General features: G+C 71.8%; 17 protein-coding genes. 13 read left to right on the top strand and 4 right to left on the bottom strand.

What is annotated here, in order from left to right; genetic code table 11:
* The first annotated feature begins 127 nt into the window (after nt 1-127).
* From OG842_RS12025 to OG842_RS12010, 4 genes are read left to right on the top strand one after another with little or no spacing between them, the layout of a single operon-like run.
* On the top strand, nt 128-1,030 hold the full coding sequence (locus tag OG842_RS12025) for an ABC transporter ATP-binding protein (protein WP_266729602.1): 903 nt from the start codon (nt 128-130) through the stop codon (nt 1,028-1,030).
* 1 nt (nt 1,031) lies between these two features.
* Complete coding sequence (locus OG842_RS12020; RefSeq protein ID WP_266729601.1) at nt 1,032-1,844, top strand: ABC transporter permease; 813 nt, start codon at nt 1,032-1,034, stop codon at nt 1,842-1,844.
* Between the two features lie 31 nt (nt 1,845-1,875).
* Entirely contained in the window at nt 1,876-3,165 is a 1,290-nt protein-coding gene (locus OG842_RS12015) for a sensor histidine kinase (RefSeq protein ID WP_266729600.1), read from the top strand.
* A 19-nt stretch (nt 3,166-3,184) separates the two neighbouring features.
* A complete protein-coding gene (locus OG842_RS12010) occupies nt 3,185-3,832 on the top strand; it encodes a response regulator (RefSeq protein ID WP_266729599.1) in 648 nt (215 codons plus the stop codon).
* Nucleotides 3,833-3,860: 28 nt separating this feature from the next.
* On the opposite strand, the gene glgX is transcribed toward OG842_RS12010, so the two are convergent.
* The gene (glgX, locus tag OG842_RS12005) at nt 3,861-6,071 is read right to left on the bottom strand and encodes a glycogen debranching protein GlgX (protein ID WP_328512212.1); all 2,211 of its coding nucleotides are present in this window, start codon (nt 6,069-6,071) and stop codon (nt 3,861-3,863) included.
* A gap of 153 nt (nt 6,072-6,224) precedes the next feature.
* On the opposite strand from glgX, the gene OG842_RS12000 reads away from it, so the two are divergent.
* The 7 genes from OG842_RS12000 to OG842_RS11970 all read left to right on the top strand — a co-directional run bounded on the left by OG842_RS12000 (nt 6,225) and on the right by OG842_RS11970 (nt 13,631).
* A complete protein-coding gene (locus OG842_RS12000; protein ID WP_328512211.1) occupies nt 6,225-7,451 on the top strand; it encodes a L,D-transpeptidase in 1,227 nt (408 codons plus the stop codon).
* Between the two features lie 213 nt (nt 7,452-7,664).
* Complete coding sequence (locus OG842_RS11995; protein WP_266729596.1) at nt 7,665-8,909, top strand: L,D-transpeptidase; 1,245 nt, start codon at nt 7,665-7,667, stop codon at nt 8,907-8,909.
* 110 nt (nt 8,910-9,019) lie between these two features.
* Entirely contained in the window at nt 9,020-9,787 is a 768-nt protein-coding gene (locus tag OG842_RS11990; RefSeq protein WP_266729595.1) for an enoyl-CoA hydratase/isomerase family protein, read from the top strand.
* Nucleotides 9,788-10,038: 251 nt separating this feature from the next.
* A complete protein-coding gene (locus tag OG842_RS11985; protein ID WP_266729594.1) occupies nt 10,039-10,554 on the top strand; it encodes an ATP-binding protein in 516 nt (171 codons plus the stop codon).
* Nucleotides 10,555-10,929: 375 nt separating this feature from the next.
* Nucleotides 10,930-11,748 (top strand): polysaccharide deacetylase family protein, encoded by an 819-nt coding sequence (locus OG842_RS11980; RefSeq protein WP_328512210.1) that lies wholly within the window; start codon nt 10,930-10,932, stop codon nt 11,746-11,748.
* Nucleotides 11,748-12,935, top strand: coding sequence for a YncE family protein (locus OG842_RS11975; protein ID WP_266729592.1), 1,188 nt, complete (start codon nt 11,748-11,750; stop codon nt 12,933-12,935). The genes OG842_RS11980 and OG842_RS11975 overlap by 1 nt, the downstream gene beginning before the upstream one ends.
* Nucleotides 12,936-13,025: 90 nt before the next feature.
* A complete protein-coding gene (locus OG842_RS11970) occupies nt 13,026-13,631 on the top strand; it encodes an ADP-ribosyltransferase (RefSeq protein WP_266733544.1) in 606 nt (201 codons plus the stop codon).
* Between the two features lie 12 nt (nt 13,632-13,643).
* On the opposite strand, the gene OG842_RS11965 is transcribed toward OG842_RS11970, so the two are convergent.
* A complete protein-coding gene (locus tag OG842_RS11965; protein WP_266729591.1) occupies nt 13,644-14,282 on the bottom strand; it encodes a GNAT family N-acetyltransferase in 639 nt (212 codons plus the stop codon).
* 167 nt (nt 14,283-14,449) lie between these two features.
* Between OG842_RS11965 and OG842_RS11960 the strand changes: the two genes are divergently transcribed.
* Complete coding sequence (locus tag OG842_RS11960) at nt 14,450-14,665, top strand: EF-hand domain-containing protein (protein ID WP_328512209.1); 216 nt, start codon at nt 14,450-14,452, stop codon at nt 14,663-14,665.
* A 41-nt stretch (nt 14,666-14,706) separates the two neighbouring features.
* Here OG842_RS11960 and OG842_RS11955 read toward each other — a convergent pair whose 3' ends face one another.
* Together OG842_RS11955 and OG842_RS11950 are read right to left on the bottom strand one after the other, a co-directional pair.
* The gene (locus OG842_RS11955) at nt 14,707-16,194 is read right to left on the bottom strand and encodes a carboxylesterase/lipase family protein (protein ID WP_328512208.1); all 1,488 of its coding nucleotides are present in this window, start codon (nt 16,192-16,194) and stop codon (nt 14,707-14,709) included.
* Nucleotides 16,195-16,297: 103 nt separating this feature from the next.
* Nucleotides 16,298-17,797: a long-chain-fatty-acid--CoA ligase gene (locus tag OG842_RS11950; RefSeq protein ID WP_266729588.1), complete on the bottom strand. Its 1,500-nt coding sequence runs from the start codon at nt 17,795-17,797 to the stop codon at nt 16,298-16,300.
* A 174-nt stretch (nt 17,798-17,971) separates the two neighbouring features.
* Here OG842_RS11950 and OG842_RS11945 point away from each other — a divergent pair, with 174 nt between their 5' ends.
* Nucleotides 17,972-19,261: a PucR family transcriptional regulator gene (locus OG842_RS11945; protein WP_328512207.1), complete on the top strand. Its 1,290-nt coding sequence runs from the start codon at nt 17,972-17,974 to the stop codon at nt 19,259-19,261.
* Nucleotides 19,262-19,324 lie beyond the last annotated feature (63 nt).

Raw genomic sequence — 19,324 nt, 5'->3', positions numbered from 1 at the left:
TCCGGCCGACGTACGGCCCATGGGCTGCGGGAGCGCAGGTCGTAGTCCGTATCAACCGATCGGCTGATGCCCCTTTGAGCGCGATGGACGATGGTGCGCCGGGCCCCCGCGCCCGATGCTCGTGGGCATGGCAATCATCGAAGTGAACGGGGTGCGGAAGGCGTACGCCGGGCGCACTGTGGTCGACGGAGTGAGCTTCGCCGTCGACGAGGGGGAGATCTTCGGGATCCTCGGCCCCAACGGCGCGGGCAAGACCACCACCGTCGAGTGCGTCGAGGGGCTGCGGGTCCCCGACGCCGGCACGGTCCGCGTCGCCGGACTCGACCCCGTCGCCGACCACGACCGGCTCACGCGGCTGCTCGGCGCCCAGCTCCAGGAGAGCGAGCTCCAGCCCAAACTCACCGTGGCCGAGGCGCTGGAGCTGTACAGCGCCTTCTACCCGGACCCCGCCGACTGGCGGGAGCTCGCCGAACGGCTGGGCCTGCACACCGTGTACGGCACCCGCTTCGCCAAGCTGTCCGGCGGTCAGAAGCAGCGGCTGTCCATCGCGCTCGCCCTGGTCGGCAACCCGCGCGTGGTGGTGCTCGACGAGCTGACCACCGGCCTGGACCCACGGGCCCGCCGGGACACCTGGAAGCTCATCGAGGACGTACGCGACAGCGGTGTCACCGTCCTGCTGGTCACCCACTTCATGGAGGAGGCCAGGCAGCTCTGCGACCGGATCGCCGTCATCGACAAGGGGAAGGTCGTCGCCCTCGACACCCCCTCCGGCCTGATCGGCAGCTCCGCCAGCTCCACGGTCATCTCCTTCACCCCGTCTCGGCCGCTCACCGACACCGAGCTGGAGCAACTGCCCGGCGCGGTCTCCGTGGAGCGCGAGGACGACCGGATCGTCATCAGCGGCACCGACGAGACGGTCAACGCCGTGATCTCCCTGCTGGCCCGGCACAGCATCACCGCACACCGGCTCCGCGTCTCGGAGGCGACGCTCGACGACGCCTTCCTCGACCTCACAGAACAGGCGGCCTGAGATGACCACGCCGAACTCAGCCACGGCGAACCCGGCCCCGGCCACGGCCACCACGAAATCCGCCCCCGCCTCCGCATCCGCGCGCAAGGCGGTGCTCAGGTCCGAGACCCGGCTCTTCCTCCGCGAACCCGCCGCCCTGTTCTGGATCCTCGTCTTCCCGACCGCGCTCATGACGATCCTCGGTCTGATCCCCTCCTTCCGGGACCACGACGACGCGCTCGGAGGACGGCGCGTCATCGATCTGTACGTACCGGTGGCGGTACTGCTCGCCATGATCATGTCCGGGCTGCAGGCCATGCCGCCCGTCCTCACCGGCTATCGCGAACGCGGCATCCTGCGCCGGATGTCCACCACTCCGGTACGCCCCTCCGCGCTGCTCACCGCGCAGATCGCCCTGCACGGCGCCGCCGCCCTCGGCTCCGCCGCACTGGCGATGGCCGTCGGCCGGGTCGCCTTCGGCGTCGCGCTGCCCGGACAGCCCGTCGGCTACGTCCTGGCGCTGCTGCTGTCGACGGCGACCGTGCTGACCCTCGGCGCACTGCTCTGCGCCCTCTCCCGTACGACCAAGGCGTCCGCCGGCATCGGTTCGGCGGTGAACGTCCTGATGATGTTCACCGCAGGCGTCTGGATCCCGGTGCAGAGCATGCCCGACACCCTCCGGAACATCGTCCGGTTCACCCCGTTCGGAGCGGCGTCCGAGGCTCTGGACCGGGCGGTGTCCGGCAGTTGGCCCGGTCTGACCCAGCTCGGTGTGATGGTGCTGTGGACCGCACTGGTGACCTTCCTCGCGACCCGTCTGTTCCGGTGGGAGTGACCGGCGCGCCGGATACGGGGAGACTGCACCCATGAAGGCGCGGGACACGGCGACGGCGCACCGGAACGATGTGACGAGCGCCGAGCTGGGGTGGGAGCGGTTCTTCAGGTACGGGCCCTACGGGTTCCTCGGCCTGAGCACCTTCGTCGCGGTCGTGAGCGCCCCGCTCATCATGGACCGCGCGGACGTGTACGCCACCGCGGTGCTGGTGCCGGTGGCCTTCGTCCTCCAGCTCTGGTGGGGGCGGGTCGGGCCGACCGTTGCTCCCAGGTCGCGGGCGGCGCAGTGCTACTTCGTCGCCCGCACCGCGCTCGCCTTCGCGCTGACCTGGTGCAACTCCTTCTACTCGGTGTTCGCGGTCCTCGGGTACTTCGACACCGGCCGGCTGCTCCCGCGCCGGGCCGTCCGCCCCGGGCTGCTGCTCACCGCCGCCATCATGGCGGGCGCGCAGTGCGGCAGTGGTCTGCCGCCGGTCTCCGCGATGAACTGGGTCGCCTTCGCCGCCCTGTTCGGCCTGCACGGAACCCTCACCATGGTCTTCGCCAGGATCGGCGACCGCGAGGCCGACCACGCCCGTACCCAGGTCGACACCATCACCGAACTGGAGTCGGCCAACGCCCGGCTCGAACAGGCCATGGCGGAGAACGCCGGGCTGCACGCCCAGCTCCTGGTCCAGGCCCGCGAGGCGGGCGTCGCCGACGAGCGCCGCCGGCTCGCCGCCGAGATCCACGACACCCTGGCCCAGGGCCTGGCCGGCATCATCGCCCAGCTCCAGGTGGTGACCTCGATCGGCGACGCCGACCCGGCGCAGGCCCGGGTGCACCTGGACCGCGCCGCCGCCCTCGCCCGGCACAGCCTCGGCGAGGCCCGCCGCTCGGTCCACGACCTGGTTCCCGCCGCACTGGAACACGACGACCTGCCGGGCGCGCTGAAGCGCACGGTCACCGAGTGGTCCGAACGCCACGGGGTCCGGGCCGACTTCACCGTCACCGGCACCGTCGAGCCGGTCCACGACGAGATAGCCGCCACCCTCCTGCGGATCGCCGGGGAGGCCCTCGCCAATGTCGGCCGCCACGCCGGGGCCTCCCGGGCCGGGGTCACGCTGTCGTTCATGGGGGAGGAACTCACCCTGGACGTACGGGACGACGGCTGCGGCTTCGAGCCGGCCGCCCTGCCACCGGCCGGCGGTTCGGGCGGCTTCGGGCTCGGCGGCATGCGGGCCCGAGCCGAACGCATCGCGGGCACCGTCGAGGTGGAGACGGAGCCGGGCCGGGGCACGGCGGTCAGCGCCCGGGTGCCCCTGGTCCGGCACAGCCGATGACCAGTACGGTTGTCCTGCCATGGCTCAGGAATCCGCACGTGTCATCACCCTCGTCGTCGTCGACGACCACCCCGTCGTACGGGACGGTCTGCGCGGCATGTTCGACTCGGCCCCGGACTTCGACGTCCTCGGGGAGGCGTCCAACGGGGTCGAGGGGGTCGAGCTGGCGGTCCGGCTGGACCCCGATGTCGTCCTGATGGACCTGCGGATGCCGGGCGGCGGCGGAGTCGCCGCCATCGCCGAACTGGCCAGGCGCGGCGCCCGGTCCAAGGTGCTGGTCCTCACCACGTACGACACCGACTCCGACACCCTGCCCGCGATCGAGGCCGGCGCGACCGGCTATCTGCTCAAGGACGCGCCCCGCGACGAGCTGTTCACCGCCGTCCGCGCCGCCGCCGACGGCCGCACCGTGCTCTCGCCCGCCGTCGCCTCCCGGCTCATCTCACGGGTGCGCACCCCGGCGGCGGGCAGCGAGGCGCTGTCGGGCCGCGAGCGCGAGGTGCTCGAACTCGTCGCGAAGGGCACGTCGAACCGGGAGATCGCCGCCGAGCTGTTCATCAGCGAGGCCACCGTGAAGACACATCTCACCCATGTCTTCGCCAAGCTGGGCGCCAAGGACCGGGCCGCCGCCGTCGCGATCGGCTACGACCGGGGCATCCTCGGCTGACCCAGGCCCCGGCGCCCGCTCACTCCGCTCATTCCGTGACGCGCAGCAGCTGCACCGACCTGGCCGGCACGGTCAGCGTCCCGTCGCCCGGGTGGACGGTGCCGGGAGCCGTGGCCTGGTCCTCCCGCGAGGTGTCCAGGACCAGCTCGTAGCTCCGCGCCCACGGCGGCCCGGGGAGCCGGAAGCCGCACGGGCGGTGGCCGGAGTGCAGGACCGCCAGGAAGCTGTCGTCCGTGATCTGCTCGCCCCGCGCGTCCCGGCCGGGGATGTCGCGCCCGGAGAGGTAGAGGCCGACCGTGGCGGCCGGCGCGTACCAGTCCGCCTCCGTCATCTCCGTACCCCCGGCCGTGAACCACGCCAGGTCCCGCAGCCCGTCCGCCGCCTGCGGCAGCCCGGAGAAGAAGGCCCGGCGGCGCAGCACCGGATGGGTGCGGCGCAGCCGCAGCACCCGGGTCGTCAGCTCGGTCAGCGCCCGCCAGCCGGGCTGTTCGAGCAGCGACCAGTCCAGCCAGCCGATCTCGTTGTCCTGGCAGTACGCGTTGTTGTTGCCGCCCTGTGTACGGCCCATCTCGTCGCCCGCGACCAGCATCGGCACGCCCGTCGACAGCAGCAGCGTGGTCAGCAGATTGCGCAGCTGGCGGCGGCGCAGCGCGTTGATCCCGGCATCCTCGCTCTCGCCCTCGGCACCGCAGTTCCAGGCCCGGTTGTCGTCGGTGCCGTCCCGGTTGCCCTCGCCGTTGGCCTCGTTGTGCTTCTGCTCGTAGCTCACCAGGTCGCGCAGGGTGAAGCCGTCGTGCGCGGTGACGAAGTTGACCGAGGCGTACGGGCGCCGGCCGCCCCACGCGTAGAGGTCGCTGGATCCGGTCAGCCGGTAGCCGAGGTCGCGCACGTCGGGCAGGGCGCCGCGCCAGAAGTCCCGCACGGCGTCCCGGTAGCGATCGTTCCACTCGGTCCACAGCGGCGGGAAGGCGCCCACCTGGTAGCCGCCGTTGCCGACGTCCCACGGCTCGGCGATCAGCTTCACCCGGCGCAGCACCGGGTCCTGGGCGATCACCGCGAGGAACGGCGAGAGCATGTCGACGTCGTGCATGGAGCGGGCCAGCGCGGCCGCGAGGTCGAAGCGGAAGCCGTCGACGCCCATCTCCGTCACCCAGTAGCGCAGCGAGTCCGTGATCAGCCGCAGCACCTGCGGCTGGACCACGTGCAGGGTGTTGCCGCAGCCGGTGTAGTCCGCGTACCTGCGGGCGTCGGGCTGGAGACGGTAGTAGCCCCGGTTGTCGATGCCGCGCAGCGACAGCATCGGACCGAGCTCGCCCGCCTCCGCCGTGTGGTTGTAGACCACGTCGAGGATCACCTCGATCCCCGCGTCGTGCAGCGCCCGCACCATCCGCTTGAACTCGCCGACCTGCTGGCCCGCGGTGCCGCTCGCCGAGTAGCCGGCGTGCGGGGCGAAGTAGCCGATGGAGTTGTAGCCCCAGTAGTTGTGCAGCCCGCGCCTCAGCAGATGGTCCTCGTGGGCGAACTGATGCACCGGCAGCAGCTCCACCGCCGTCACCCCGAGCCGCCGGAGGTGCCCGACGGCCGCCGGATGGGCGAGACCGGCGTACGTGCCCCGCAGCTCCTCGGGGATCTGGGGGTGCAGCTTGGTGAAGCCGCGTACGTGCAGTTCGTAGATGACCGAGTCCGCCCACGGGGTCTTGGGCCTGCGGTCCTCGGCCCAGTCGTCGTCGTCATGGACCACGACGCCCTTGGGGACGTGCGGGGCGGAGTCCCGTTCGTCGCGGACGGTGTCGGCGACCTGCTGCTGCGGCCAGTCCCTCACATGGCCGTACACCTCGGCCGGAAGGGTGAACGCGCCGTCCACCGCCCGTGCGTACGGATCGAGGAGGAGCTTGGCCGGGTTCCAGCGGGCCCCGGTCCAGGGGTCCCAGCGGCCGTGCACCCGGTAGCCGTAGCGCTGTCCCGGCCGCACGCCCGGCACGAAGCCGTGCCGGATCTCATGGGTCAGCTCGGTCAGCGCGAGCCGCTGCTCGGCGCCGCCCTCGTCGAAGAGGCAGAGCTCGACCGCCTCCGAACCACCCGCCCAGAGCGCGAAGTTGGTGCCCGCGACCCCGTCGGGGCCCACCCGGAACCGGGCCCCGAGCGGCGTCGGGGCGCCGGGCCACACGGTGGGCGGCCGCCCCCGGCCGACTGCCGTACCCGGCTCCGGTACTGCCTCCTGCTCGGCTGCGCTCGACACCTGCTCGCCTCCCGCGGCTCGTGGGGACCGGCACCGAAAAGGAGCGCACGGCGTCCCGGCCGCGGCTCCCCGAGTGTGGTCCTCCCCTTGTTTCTGCCCACCCGGACGCCCGCACTCACGTTTCCCCCGACCGGCCCCCGTCGTTGGGCGGGCGTGAACCACGTAGCGAAGAGGGCGGTGGCGAACCCGGCCACCGCGGCGACATGGGCAGGGCTGCTCGTCGTGCTGGCCGTACTGACCGGCTGCACCGGCGTCGGATCGATCTTCAGCGGGAAGGCGGGCCCGCCACCGGACGCGATCCAGGTCACCCCGCAGGACGGGGCGAAGAACATCGGCCCGGAGGACCGGATCGGGGTGAAGGTCCCCGACGGCCGGCTGGAGAGCGTGGCGGTGACCCGGATCGAGGACGCGCAGCGCCAGAAGGTGCCGGGCCGGATCGCGGACGACGGCCGGTCCTGGGAGCCCGCGAGCGGGGCGGGCCGGCTCAGGCTCGCCGCCAAGTACAGCGTGGACGCGGTGGCCGTGGACGGCTCGGGGCACCGCTCGGCCCGCCACACCACCTTCACCACGACGGTGCCCGAGCACCGCTTCATCGGCTACTTCAAGCCGGAGAACCGCTCCACGGTCGGCACCGGGATGATCGTCTCCTTCGACTTCAACCGGCCGGTCACCAATCGCGCGGCCGTCCAGAGGGCCATCAAGGTGACGGCCGTACCGCCGGTCGAGGTGGCGGGACACTGGTTCGGCGGGAGCCGGCTCGACTTCCGCCCCGCCGCCTACTGGAAGCCGGGCACCGAGGTGACCGTCGAGATGGCGCTGCGCGACGTGGCGGGCGCGCCGCACGTGTACGGGACCCAGGACAAGAAGGTCGTCTTCGAGATCGGCCGCTCCCAGACGTCCGTGGTCGACGCGGCCGCGCACACCATGGAGGTGCACCGCGAGGGCGAGGCCGTCACCACCATTCCGATCACGGCGGGCGCCGCGGGGAAGACGACCACGTACAACGGGAAGATGGTGGTCAGCGAGATGCGCGAAGTGACCCGGATGAACGGCCGCACGGTCGGCTTCGGCGGCGAGTACGACATCAAGGACGTCCCGCACGCCATCCGGCTCACCGATTCCGGCACCTTCCTGCACGGCAACTACTGGTCGGACGAGGACGTCTTCGGCTCTCAGAACGTCAGCCACGGCTGTGTCGGGCTGCTCGACGTACAGGGCGGCGGCAGCGACACCCCGGCCGGCTGGTTCTACGACCGGACGCTCGTCGGCGACGTGGTCGAGGTCGTCAACTCCAAGGACAAACAGGTCGCGCCGGACAACGGGCTCAGCGGCTGGAACCTGGACTGGACCGGATGGAAGGCCGGCTCCGCCCTCCGCTGACCCCCGTCGGCCCGCCCCGCCCGGCCGCCTCCCGTGCCACCCGGCAGAGCCCCGGGACAACTTGGGACTGAACGGTGACATCCGGGGGGTCATTTCCCCATGCTCGGTGTGATTATCTTTCGCTGAGCGTGCATGTGCAGCGCGCGGGGGAGGGAGCCTTCGGGCTCCCGGGGGCCTTGGCGGGGCCAGGCCGTGTGAGGGGAGACAACCACATTGAACGGGCAGCCGATATCGGGGACATCGGCCGGGGCGAACGGCGTACGGGGCGGGCGAGGATCCACCGGACCGCTTGCTCTGGTTCTGGGTGCGCTGTTGTTGCTGGTGACGGCGTGCGGCGGGGGAGACGACGCCGGCGGCAAGGGCGGCGGCGCGGGGAAGGCCGAGGACACCTCGGCCTCGCAGGCCGTGGTGACCGTCGCGCCGAAGGACGGCGCGGACTCCGTCGCGACGAGCGGCGTGCTGAAGGTCTCGGCCGACCAGGGGAAGCTGACCACGGTCAAGGTCTCCGACCCCAAGGGCACCGAGGTCGAGGGGAAGATCGCGGCCGACGGCGCCAGCTGGGCCCCGGACCAGCACCTGGCCGCCGCGACGAAGTACAAGGTCCACGCGGTCGCCAAGGACTCCAAGGGCCGTGAGTCGGCGAAGGACACCAGCTTCACCACGCTGGTCCCGCAGAACACCTTCATCGGGCAGTACACCCCGGAGGACGGTTCCACCGTCGGCGTAGGGATGCCCGTCTCGATCCACTTCACCCGCGGCATCACCGACCCGGAGGCGGTCGAGAAGGCGATCAAGGTGACGGCCGAGCCGTCCGTCCCGGTCGAGGGCCACTGGTTCGGCAACGACCGGCTCGACTTCCGCCCCGAGGACTACTGGGCCGCGGGCACCAAGGTGACCGTGAAGCTCAACCTCGACGGCGTCGAGGGCCGTCCCGGTGTCTACGGCAAGCAGGCCAAGACGATCTCCTTCACCATCGGCCGCAAGCAGGTCAGCACGGTCGACGCGAGCACCCACCGGATGAAGGTCGTCCGCGACGACCAGCAGATCAAGGACATCCCGATCTCGGCGGGCGCCCCGGCGACCACCACGTACAACGGTCAGATGGTCATCAGCGAGAAGCTCAAGGTGACCCGGATGAACGGTGACACCGTCGGCTTCGGCGGCGAGTACGACATCAAGGACGTGCCGCACGCGATGCGTCTGTCCACCTCGGGCACCTTCATCCACGGCAACTACTGGGGCAACTCCGGCATCTTCGGCTCGACCAACACCAGCCACGGCTGCGTCGGTCTGCAGGACGTGCGCGGAGCCTGGTCCAAGACGACCTCGGCGGCCTGGTTCTTCGACAACTCGCTCATCGGGGACGTCGTGGTCGTGAAGAACTCGCACGACGAGACGATCCAGCCGGACAACGGCCTCAACGGCTGGAACATGTCCTGGTCGGAGTGGACCAAGTAGTCCTCCGCGCAAGCGACACGTAGTTCTCCGCGCGAGCCGTACGGAGCGGGCCCGGTGCTGTGACCAACAGCACCGGGCCCGCCGTCGTTAGCGACGGTTAACCTGCCCCCATGACCGCAAACCTCGAAGTACGCGACGGCGTCGGCACGATCCTGCTGGACCGCCCGCCCATGAACGCCCTGGACGTCGCCACCCAGGACCGGCTGCGTGAACTCGCCGAGGAGGCGACCCGCCGCGACGACGTGCGCGCCGTGGTCCTCTACGGCGGCGAGAAGGTGTTCGCGGCGGGCGCGGACATCAAGGAGATGCAGGCGATGGACCACACGGCGATGGTCGTACGGTCCAAGGCGCTGCAGGACTCGTTCACCGCGGTGGCCCGGATCCCCAAGCCCGTCGTCGCCGCCGTCACCGGCTACGCACTGGGCGGCGGCTGCGAGCTGGCGCTCTGCGCCGACTTCCGCATCGCCGGCGACAACGCCAAGCTCGGCCAGCCCGAGATCCTGCTCGGGCTGATCCCGGGCGCGGGCGGCACCCAGCGCCTGGCCCGGCTGATCGGCCCCTCCCGGGCCAAGGACCTGATCTTCACCGGCCGCCACGTGCGGGCCGAAGAGGCCCTGGCGATCGGTCTGGTGGACCGGGTGGTGCCCGCCGCCGAGGTGTACGAGCAGGCGCACGCCTGGGCCGCCGCGCTGGCCAAGGGGCCGGCTCTGGCGCTGCGCGCCGCCAAGGAATCCATCGACGCCGGCCTGGAGACGGACATCGACACCGGGCTCACGATCGAGCGGAACTGGTTCGCCGGACTGTTCGCCACCGAGGACCGGGAGCGCGGAATGCGCAGCTTCGTCGAAGAGGGGCCGGGCAAGGCCAAATTCCTCTGACCGAACGCAAGTTGGGCACAGACCGACGCGCGTTCATCCGTGCGGGCGGATTAGCTGGGCCTTAAGACAACCTTAAGGCCCAGCACCCCGATGAGCCCTCGGATCGCGCTCGGAGGGCATGTTCGTGCAGGTCAGAGGGGTTGTAGCAGCTCGCATTCTGCCACTGGCATATGCCTACCCGTCTCCATGGAGCGGCGAGTTCCGGGGCGCTGATTCCTTTGGAACGGCCCCGGCCCGTCCGTCGTGCGGCCATGATGGTGTCCATGGCGGGCCTGGAGGGTGTGGAACAGCCGCGACCGCACAGCGGTGCGACGGCGGCGCGGTGGATGCCGACCGCGGAGGACGAACAGGCGTTCAAGGCACTGGAGTTGTTCGGGAATCCGGCGGAGGGCGAAGTCCGGTTGCCCTCCCGTCCGGAGTCCGCGGCGACTGCCCGGCGGCTCACCTCGTGCGTGGTGCTGCGTCAGTGGGCGCTCTCCCCGCAGACCGCCGAGTACGCCGTGCTGCTCGTCTCGGAGCTCGTCGGCAACGCGGTGCGGCACACCGGCGCCCGGGTCTTCGGGCTGCGGATGATGCGCCGCCGTGGCTGGATCAGGATCGAGGTGCGCGACCCCTCGCGCGGACTGCCCTGCCTGATGCCCGTTCAGCCGATGGATGTCAGCGGGCGGGGCCTCTTCCTCGTCGACAAGCTCTCCGACCGCTGGGGTGTGGATCTGCTGCCGCGCGGCAAGACCACCTGGTTCGAGATGCGGATCTCCGACCGCTGATCCCGGCCGGCGGGTCCGTACCCGTGCTGCCCGTGCCCGGAAACCACAGCAGCCCCCGTCCGCCGTGGTGAGGCGCTTCGGGGGCTGCTGTGTGGGGGCCGCGAAATGGGGGGTGTGTTCGCGGCCGCTTGTGACGACCTGGCTCGGGTCATGCGGTCGTGTGACCGACTATGGCAGACGGGCGACCTCCCCGCCAAAGGTGCAATCTATGCATCTACGGTCATAGCGGGACATTCTCCAGGTGAATCGCAGGTGTGATGGGTCACTTGCCTGTAAAAGTGTGAATATTTATGGGATTGAGTGAGTGATTCATTCGGTTCACCCATATGCCTAAATTGTTATTTCCATCTCATTTCGCCCCTACTGTGTCTGCACATGAACGTCTCCGACACTCCGGTGCACCGCCGCGGCGCCCTGCGCGCGGGAGCAGGGGCCGCCCTCGCCGGTGTCCTCGCCGCCGGATGCGCGGACCGCGATGCCGTCGGCACACCGGCCGGGACCGTCACGGACACGGTGAGCCCGAAGAACCTGGCCGACGCGACCACCCGGCCCCCGTCCCCGAATCCCGCCCCCGGACCGCACCGCTTCCCCGGACAGCCGGTCCAGATCGACCACGGCCCCCGCGACCGCGCCCGCGTCGCCCTCACCTTCCACGGCCAGGGCGACCCCGCCATCGCCCGCACCGTGCTCGCCGAGGCCGAACGGGCCCACGCCCGGGTCACCGTCCTCGCCGTCGGCAGCTGGCTCGACGAACACCCCGACGTGGCCCGGCGCATCCTCGACGGCGGCCACGAACTCGGCAACCACACCCAGCACCACACCGACATCTCCTCGATGGGCGAGGCCGAGGCGTACGCGGAGATCAACGACTGCGCCCAGCGGCTGCGCAGGCTCACCGGCTCCATCGGCACCTGGTTCCGCCCCTCGCGCGCCCGGAACGCCACCCCGCTCGTCCAGCGGCTGGCCGCCAGGGCGGGCTACCCGCACATCCTCTCGTACGACGTGGACTCCCTCGACTTCACCTCTCCCGGCGCCGCGGCCGTCACCCGCAAGGTGGCCGGGGAGATCCGCAACGGATCGGTGGTGAGCCTGCACTTCGGCTACGCGGACACGGTCGCCGCGCTGCCCCTCCTCCTCACCGAAATCGACCGCCGCCGACTGCGCGCGGTGACGACCACGGAGCTGCTGACCTGATGTCTCCCTCCACCAAGCACACCGCGGCCCTGCTCGGGGGCGTCCTGCTGGCCGTACTCACCGGCTGCGGCACCTCCGCCGAGAAGGCGAACGTCCAGGCCGTCGGCAGCGAGGCCGCCCGGCCCGCCGAGGCCGACCGCGTCGCGCCGCCCGCACCACCGGGGCTCCCCGGGATGCCCCCGGTGCTCGACGCCAAGGACGTCTACTCGGCCGACCGGGGAAAGCTGTCCCCGGTCGTCAAGGACTTCCCGTCCCGGGTGTACGTCCCCAACACCAACTCCGACACCGTGTCCGTGATCGACCCCGCCACGTACAAGGTCATCAAAACCATCAAGGTCGGCCGCCAGCCGCAGCACGTCGTCCCCTCCTGGGACCTGAAGACCCTCTGGGTCAACAACGACATCGGCGACAGCCTCACCGTCATCGACCCGGCCACCGGGAAGACCGGCCCCACGGTGCCGGTCTCCGACCCGTACAACCTCTACTTCACCCCGGACGGCAAGTACGCCGTGGTGATGGCCTCGATGGACCGTCAGCTGGTCTTCCGCGACGCCCACACCATGAAGACGGCCAAGACCGTCCCGGTCGACTGCGCGGGCGTCAACCACGCCGACTTCTCCGCCGACGGCCGGTACTTCATCGTCTCCTGCGAGTTCTCCGGCGAACTCCTCAAGGTCGACACCGCGAAGATGAAGGTCGTCGGGCAGCAGAAGCTGCCGCTCGGCGGCGCGATGCCGCAGGACGTGAAGCTGTCGCCGGACGGTGGGACGTTCTACATCGCGGACATGGTCGCCGACGGGATCTGGGTGCTGGACGGGAAGAAGTTCACCACCCCGAAGCTGCTGCACACCGGCAAGGGCACCCACGGCCTCTACGTCAGCCGCGACTCCAAGCAGATGTACATCTCCAACCGCGGCGAGGGCACCATCTCCGTCTTCGACTTCGCCAAGCGCAAGCTGGCGACGAAGTGGCGGCTGCCAGGCGGCGGCAGCCCCGACATGGGCGGGGTCTCGGCGGACGGCAAGGTCCTCTGGCTGAGCGGACGTTACGACGCCGAGGTGTACGCGATCGACACCGCCACCGGCAAGCAGCTGGCCCGTATCCCGGTGGGCAGCGGCCCGCACGGACTCGCCGTCTACCCGCAGCCGGGCCGCTACTCGCTCGGCCACACCGGCGTCTTCCGCTGACGGCCCGACGTCAACACCGCGCCTGACACGCTCGCCTTCGGGTGACACTCCATGGCCCGGCGCCGCGCCGCCGCGACAGTGACCATCATGATGATCACTTCTCGTCTGCGGCGCCGGGCCGCACTCGCCGTTCTCTCCCTCTCCGCCGTGCTCGTCCCGGCCGCCGCCACGGAGGCCGCCCCCGCCGCCGCCCCTGCCGCCGCGTTCAAGCCCGGCGGCTGCCCGGCCGTCGCCGACCACCTCTTCGCCGCCGCCGACCCGGTGGACGTCGACCGGATCACCCCGCAGCCCTCGTGGCGGGTCGACTGCCGCCAGCTCTACCGGGCGGACGGCCGGGGCCCGTCGGCCATCTTCGACGAGGGCTTCCACGCCAGGGACATCGACTACGGCCAGTACGACCTGGAGAAGTACGTCCTGGTCAACCAGCCGTCGCCGTTCGTCTCCACCACGTACGACCACGACCTGTACAAGAAGTGGAAGAGCGAGTTCAACTACTACATCGACGCTCCCGGCGGCATCGACGTGAACAGGACGATCGGTGACACCCACAAGTACGCCGACCAGGTGGAGGTCGCCTTCCCCGGCGGCGTCGACCGGGAGTTCATCGTCGGGGCGTGCCCGATCGACCGGGCGAGCAAGACCGAGATCATGAACGAGTGCGTCGACAACCCGCACTACAAGCCGTGGCGCAGCTGATCCGGCGAACACTCACCCCATGACGAAGAGGGCCTCCGAGCCCACCGGCCGGTAGCCCGCCGCCTGGAACGTCCGCACGCTGCGGGCGTTCCCCGGCGACTGCTGGGCCCAGACCACCGCGTCCGGCACCAGCTGCCTGGCCGCCCGCGCGAGCCGCTCGCCCAGCCGCCGGCCGCGCGCCTCCTCGGCCACCTCGATCGCGGTCTCCCAGCGGCCCGCGACGCCCCGGCCGAGGATCACCACGCCGCCGTCGGCGGACCAGACCCGCACCTCGTCGCGGTACTGCATCGCCCGCGCCACCCGTGGATGCTCCGGGTCCTCGATCTCCCGCAGCTCGATCTCCGGTTCGCCGGGCAGCGCGGGGGCGACCGTCAGCAGGTCGACGGTGTTCATGTGCCGGCCGGTCCGGGCCAGCAGCGCGTTCAGGAAGTGCGGGTTCATCGTCGCGGCGAGCTCGTCGCCGGGCGTTCTGGCCAGCACGGCCCGCACCCAGTCGGGGTCCTCGTCGGTGAAGACCACCGAGTGCGCGGTGAACGCCAGCACCCCGGCGTCCCGGGCCGAGGGCTGCCGCACCACGGTCGTCGAACCGTCCGGCGGGGGAAACCGCCCGTGCGCCGAGGCCGTCATGATCCGTGCCAGCGCGTCATCCATCGGTGTCCCGCTTCCCCGTCCGGTCCGTGGTCCGCCGGGCGGCGGACTCCCCCCACTCATGATCGACTACCGGCCGCCGCGAAGGCCACCGGTCGCGACCGTTAATCTGACCCCCGTCGGTCAGGCATTGGCCAGGCATTGATCAGGGATTACGAAGGGGCGAAACCGTGGCGGACATAGAGTCGGCGCGCAAGGCATTCGAACGGTTCGATCTGAACGGCGACGGGCTGATCTCGGCCGTCGAGTACAAGAGCGTGATGGCGCAGCTCGGCGACCCCTACGTCACCGAGACGGTGGCCCAGGCAGTCATCAACTCGCACGACGCCAACGGCGACGGGCTGCTCACGTTCGAGGAGTTCTGGGCGGCCCAGAACAAGGACTGAGTCCTGAAGGACCCCCGGCCTCCCGGGCCGGGGGCCGCCGTTCAGGCGCTCCCGCGGTACGGAGCCCAGCCGCGCAGCTCCTCGTCGCGCGGGGCCCGCACCACTGCGGGCCTGCCGGGGCCGAAGCCCATCACCGGGCGCGAGGCGTCCCAGGCCGGCCAGCCGGGGTCGCCGGACGCGGCGAACGCCACCCACGCCGCGTGCATCGCGTCGGCCAGCTCCTGCGGGGCGCCCGCACCGGCCAGCGCCACCGCGTCGGGCTTGTCCAGCGTGTCGAAGACGAAGCCGATCTCCAGCGCGTGACAGGCGCCCAGCCGCAGCACCGGGGACGGCCAGCCGAACTCGTAGACATGGGTGCTTCCCGGCCCGTCCGCACGGGCGTCGGCCACCCGGTTCAGCGGGACCCGCAGCAGCAGATCGGTGGCGAGCGCCCCGAGCAGCTCACCCGGCGTGGCCCCCGGCCGGTTCGCCCGGTACGTACGCGTCGTGGCGCCCGGCACCTTGAACTTCAGCAGGGCCAGCCTGAGCTTGAACGCGGACAGCCGCTCCGTCAGACCGCTCGGTACGAACCAGAGCCGGTACTCCTCGCTGTTCGAGCCCAGCAGCAGATCGACACCGGACGCGGCGCCGTCCAGCAGCGCTTCGAGCGGATCGCGGGGCAGCAGATCGCCGTCCACCACGATCTGGAAGGAATTCCCGCCGGTCAGCGGCGAGCCGCCGGCCGTCACCTCGGTCTGCGCGGCCAGCAGCGCGGCCGGATCCACCGCGGCCAGCGCCCCGGCCGTCGCCGCCACCCCGAGCCGCTTGGCGATCAGCTCCGTGGTGCGCCGGGCGCCCGCGCCGAGCGGCAGCGCGGTCGGCGCGCCGCTCTGCAGCACGGCCCGCCGGAACAGGCCCCTGGTCCGAGGGGCGGCCAGCAGGGCGCCGATGCTGATCGCCCCCGCCGACTCGCCGCACACCGTGACCAGGTCCGGATCGCCGCCGAACGCCACGATGTTCTCCCGCACCCAGGTCAGGGCCGCGATCTGGTCGAGCAGCCCCCGGTTGGCGGGCGCGTCCGGGAACACCCCGAACCCCTCCACGCCGAGCCGGTAGTTGACCGACACCAGGACCACACCGTCCCGGGCGAACGCGGTCCCGTCGTACAGCGGCACCGCCGACGAGCCGTGCAGCAGCGAACCGCCGTGGATCCAGACGATCACGGGCAGCCCGGTGGCGGCCGGGGACGGCGTCCACACATTGAGGTTGAGGCAGTTGTCGCCCGGTACGTCGGGGTCGGGCAGCAGCCGGTCCAGCGGCGGGTCGTACGGCCGCTTGGGCGCGGTCGGCCCGAACGCCACCGCGTCCCGCACCCCTTCCCAGGGCTCGGGCGGCACGGGTGCCCCGAAGCGCAGGGCGCCGACCGGCGCGGCGGCGTACGGGATGCCGCGGAAGACGGCGACACCCTGCTCCAGCGTGCCGCGCACCGCCCCGTGGACCGTGCTGACCCGGGGCGACGTCCCGGGTATCGGTGTGGGTACGGCAGACATGTGGTTCAGCCCTTCTGCGGTGCGATCGCGGACCGGTGACCGATGTGTACCCGGACCGGGGCCGCGTCGACCCGGACCGGCTCCGCCGCCGTGGCGGGCGGGGTCAGGAGGAGGGAGGAGCCGCCGTCAGTGCCCGCTTGAGCACCTTGCCGGTCGGGCCCAGCGGCAGCGCCCCGGTGAACCGCACGACGCGCGGGTACTTGTGCCGCCCGAGCCGCTCCCTGGACCAGGCGATCAGCTCCTGCTCCGTCACCGCCTCCGCCCCGGCCCGCAGTACGACGACCGCGCAGATCTCCTCGCCGCGCGCCTCGTCGGGCACACCGATCACCGCGACCTCGGAGACCGCCGGATGGCGGACCAGCACCTCCTCGACCTCACGCGGATAGATGTTGAAGCCGCCCCGGATGACCAGGTCCTTCTTCCGGTCGACGATGCTCAGGAAGCCGTCCTCGTCCCGGACCCCGAGATCCCCGGTGCGGAACCAGCCGTCGACCACCGCCCTGGCCGTCGCCACCGGATCGTCGAGATACCCGGCGAACACGTTGTGGCCGCGCACCACGACCTCGCCGACCTCGCCGTCCGCGAGCAGCACCACGGCCTCCTCCACCGCCGCGTCCGCCACCCCGATCTCCACGCCCCACACCGGGTGGCCGACCGTGCCGGGGCGGCGGCCGATCTCCGGCTGGTTGAAGGTGGCGACCGGGGAGGTCTCGGTCAGCCCGTAGCCCTCCAGGACCTGCGTCGCGAAGGTCTCCTCGAAGCGTTCGAGCACGGCGACGGGGAGGGCCGCGCCGCCCGAGACGGCCGCGCGCAGGGTGGGACGGTGCGTCGCGTCGTCCTGCGCCGCCGCCTCCACGAGGGCGTGGTACATCGTCGGCACGCCCATGAAGACGCTCACGCCTTCGGCGGCCAGCAGCTCCAGCGCGCCCGCGCCGCTGAAGCGCGGCATGAGCACGAGCGTCGCCCCGGCCCGCAGCGTGGCGTTCATCGCACAGGTCTGCCCGTAGGTGTGGAACAGCGGCAGACAGCCGAGGACCACGTCGTCGACGTCCAGCCGCAGCAGGTCGTGGGCGACCACGGAGGCGTTCAGCACGATGTTGAGGTGGGTGAGCAGCGCCCCCTTGGGCCGCCCGGTCGTGCCGCTGGTGTAGAGGATCACCGCGGTGTCCTCCGGCGCCGCCGGCTCCGCCGCGGTCAGCGGGTCGCCGCCCTCCGGCACGCCCTGCACGGCCCTGACCCCCGCGGCGCGTGCCCCCTCCTCGGCGACCGGCCACATCGGACCGCCGCCGATCAGCACGACGGAGCCGCTGTGCCGCAGCACGTACGCCACCTCCTCGGCCACCAGCAGCCCGTGCACCGGCACCACCGTCGCCCCGGCGGCCAGCGCGCCGAAGTACGCGTACAGGAAGTCCGCCGAGTTGGGCAGCAGCACCGCGACCCGGTCGCCCGGCCGGACCCCCGAGGCCCGCAGCGCGCCCGCGCAGCGCAGCGTCCCGTCCCACAGCTCGCGGTAGGTGATCCGGGTGCCCGAATCGACCACGGCCACGCGGTCGGGATGCTTGCGGGCCGACTCGCGCAGGACGATGGCGACGCTGAGAAACATGACACGCTCCAGGAAACATGGCGTTCACACGGCTCTTCCCGCTCAGAATCGGCCGTGGCCCCGGTTCCGCACAATGTGCAGTTGCCCACCATGCGCACCGCCCACCTGGGCAGCAGCCACGCGGAGAGGCACATGGCGAGGCATCCGCATAACGAGGGCGTTAATCTTCGGGGCATGGCGCAGAACCCGCGTGCCCCATCCCCTCGTACCGGCGACGACGGTGAGCTGCGCCGCGCCCTGGCCACCGCCCTCCTGCCGGGCATCGACGAACTGACCCGGCGGGTCGTCGACGACATCCACGCGCACAGCGGTACGTACGCCTCCGGCTCGCCCGTAAGCCGGGACGACCTGTGGGGGATCTGCCGCGACAACCTGCTGCGCGCGCTGGAGGACTTCGGCGGGCTGCCGTCCAGCGGGGGCGACGGCGAGCACGCGGCGCGCGAGACGGGGCGGCGGCGCGCGGAGCAGGGCGTACCGCTGGACACGGTGCTCCAGGCCTACCGGCGCGGTGGCCGGGTGATGTGGCAGGTGATGGCCGAGCATCTGCGGGCGACGCGCGGGACACCGGACGCCGCGGGGCCGGTCGCGGGCGACCGGGACACCGAACTGGACATGGCGGGCGCCGTGTGGGAGACCATCGACCGCTACTCGCTGGTCATGGCCGACTCGTACCGGCTCACCCAGCTGGAGATGCAGGGCAGGCAGGACACCCGCCGCGTCGCCCTCTTCGAGGCCCTGCTCGACGGGCGCGGCGAGGATCCGGCGGTCGCGGCGGCGGCCGCCGCCGCGCTGGGCGTGCCGGTCCACGACCGGTACGTCATCGTCGTCGCCGCCCAGGACCCGGCCGCGCCGCCCAACCCGGCACCCGTCCTCGACGAGCACGGCATCTGGTCCTTCTGGCGGCCCCGGTCGGGCCGGTACGCGGGAATCGTGCGGCTGGCGGCCTCGGGGGATTGCGGTGTCCTGCTCGACCTGCTGCGCCACCGCACCGGTGCCACCGCGGGGGTGTCACCGGAGTTCGACCGGCTGGCCAGGGCGGGGCGGGCACTGCGGCTGGCCGAGCAGGCGCTGCGCACGCTGCCCGCCGGAAGCGGCGAGGCGGCGGCCTTCGACGACCGGCTCGCGGAGGTGCTCCTGGTCGGCCGGCCGGAGATCGCCGAGCGCATCGTGACCACGCGGCTGGGCGGCGTACTGGACATGGCGGCCGAACGCGACGTGCTGCTCGGCACGCTCCGGGTCTGGCTCGACCACGGCTGCTCGGCGGCGCGGGCGGCCGAGCTGCTCTACTGCCACCGCAACACGGTCCTCAACCGGATCGGCCGGATCGCCGAACTCACCGGCGCCTCGGCGGAGTCGGGCGAGGTACGGCTGGGATGGGCGCTGGCCCTGCGGGCGCTTCCGCTGCCGACAGGCGACTACGAACAGGCGCCGGGGGAGAGCGGCTTGGGGCGGGCCGGGGCGTGAGCGGCGCCGCGCGGGACCGGAGGCCGTTGCCGGCCCCCGGTCGGCGGCTGCCGCATGTGCTGA

Origin of the sequence: Streptomyces sp. NBC_00376 (assembly GCF_036077095.1) — a bacterium.
Classification (GTDB): Bacteria; Actinomycetota; Actinomycetes; order Streptomycetales; family Streptomycetaceae; genus Streptomyces.
Note: the sequence above shows the minus strand (reverse complement) of the source record. Positions and strands in the feature narration are given on the sequence as shown.

Excerpts from the sequence above, each read along its gene's own strand:
- OG842_RS12020 (WP_266729601.1), top strand. The coding sequence starts at position 1,032 with ATGACCACGCCGAACTCAGCCACGGCGAACCCGGCCCCGGCCACGGCC.
- OG842_RS11990 (WP_266729595.1), top strand. The coding sequence starts at position 9,020 with ATGACCGCAAACCTCGAAGTACGCGACGGCGTCGGCACGATCCTGCTG.
- OG842_RS11975 (WP_266729592.1), top strand. The coding sequence starts at position 11,748 with ATGTCTCCCTCCACCAAGCACACCGCGGCCCTGCTCGGGGGCGTCCTG.
- OG842_RS11985 (WP_266729594.1), top strand. The coding sequence starts at position 10,039 with ATGATGGTGTCCATGGCGGGCCTGGAGGGTGTGGAACAGCCGCGACCG.
- OG842_RS12010 (WP_266729599.1), top strand. The coding sequence starts at position 3,185 with ATGGCTCAGGAATCCGCACGTGTCATCACCCTCGTCGTCGTCGACGAC.
- OG842_RS11950 (WP_266729588.1), bottom strand. The coding sequence starts at position 17,797 with ATGTTTCTCAGCGTCGCCATCGTCCTGCGCGAGTCGGCCCGCAAGCAT.
- OG842_RS11945 (WP_328512207.1), top strand. The coding sequence starts at position 17,972 with ATGGCGCAGAACCCGCGTGCCCCATCCCCTCGTACCGGCGACGACGGT.
- OG842_RS12015 (WP_266729600.1), top strand. The coding sequence starts at position 1,876 with ATGAAGGCGCGGGACACGGCGACGGCGCACCGGAACGATGTGACGAGC.
- OG842_RS11970 (WP_266733544.1), top strand. The coding sequence starts at position 13,026 with ATGATCACTTCTCGTCTGCGGCGCCGGGCCGCACTCGCCGTTCTCTCC.
- OG842_RS11965 (WP_266729591.1), bottom strand. The coding sequence starts at position 14,282 with ATGGATGACGCGCTGGCACGGATCATGACGGCCTCGGCGCACGGGCGG.
- OG842_RS11955 (WP_328512208.1), bottom strand. The coding sequence starts at position 16,194 with ATGTCTGCCGTACCCACACCGATACCCGGGACGTCGCCCCGGGTCAGC.
- OG842_RS11980 (WP_328512210.1), top strand. The coding sequence starts at position 10,930 with ATGAACGTCTCCGACACTCCGGTGCACCGCCGCGGCGCCCTGCGCGCG.
- OG842_RS12025 (WP_266729602.1), top strand. The coding sequence starts at position 128 with ATGGCAATCATCGAAGTGAACGGGGTGCGGAAGGCGTACGCCGGGCGC.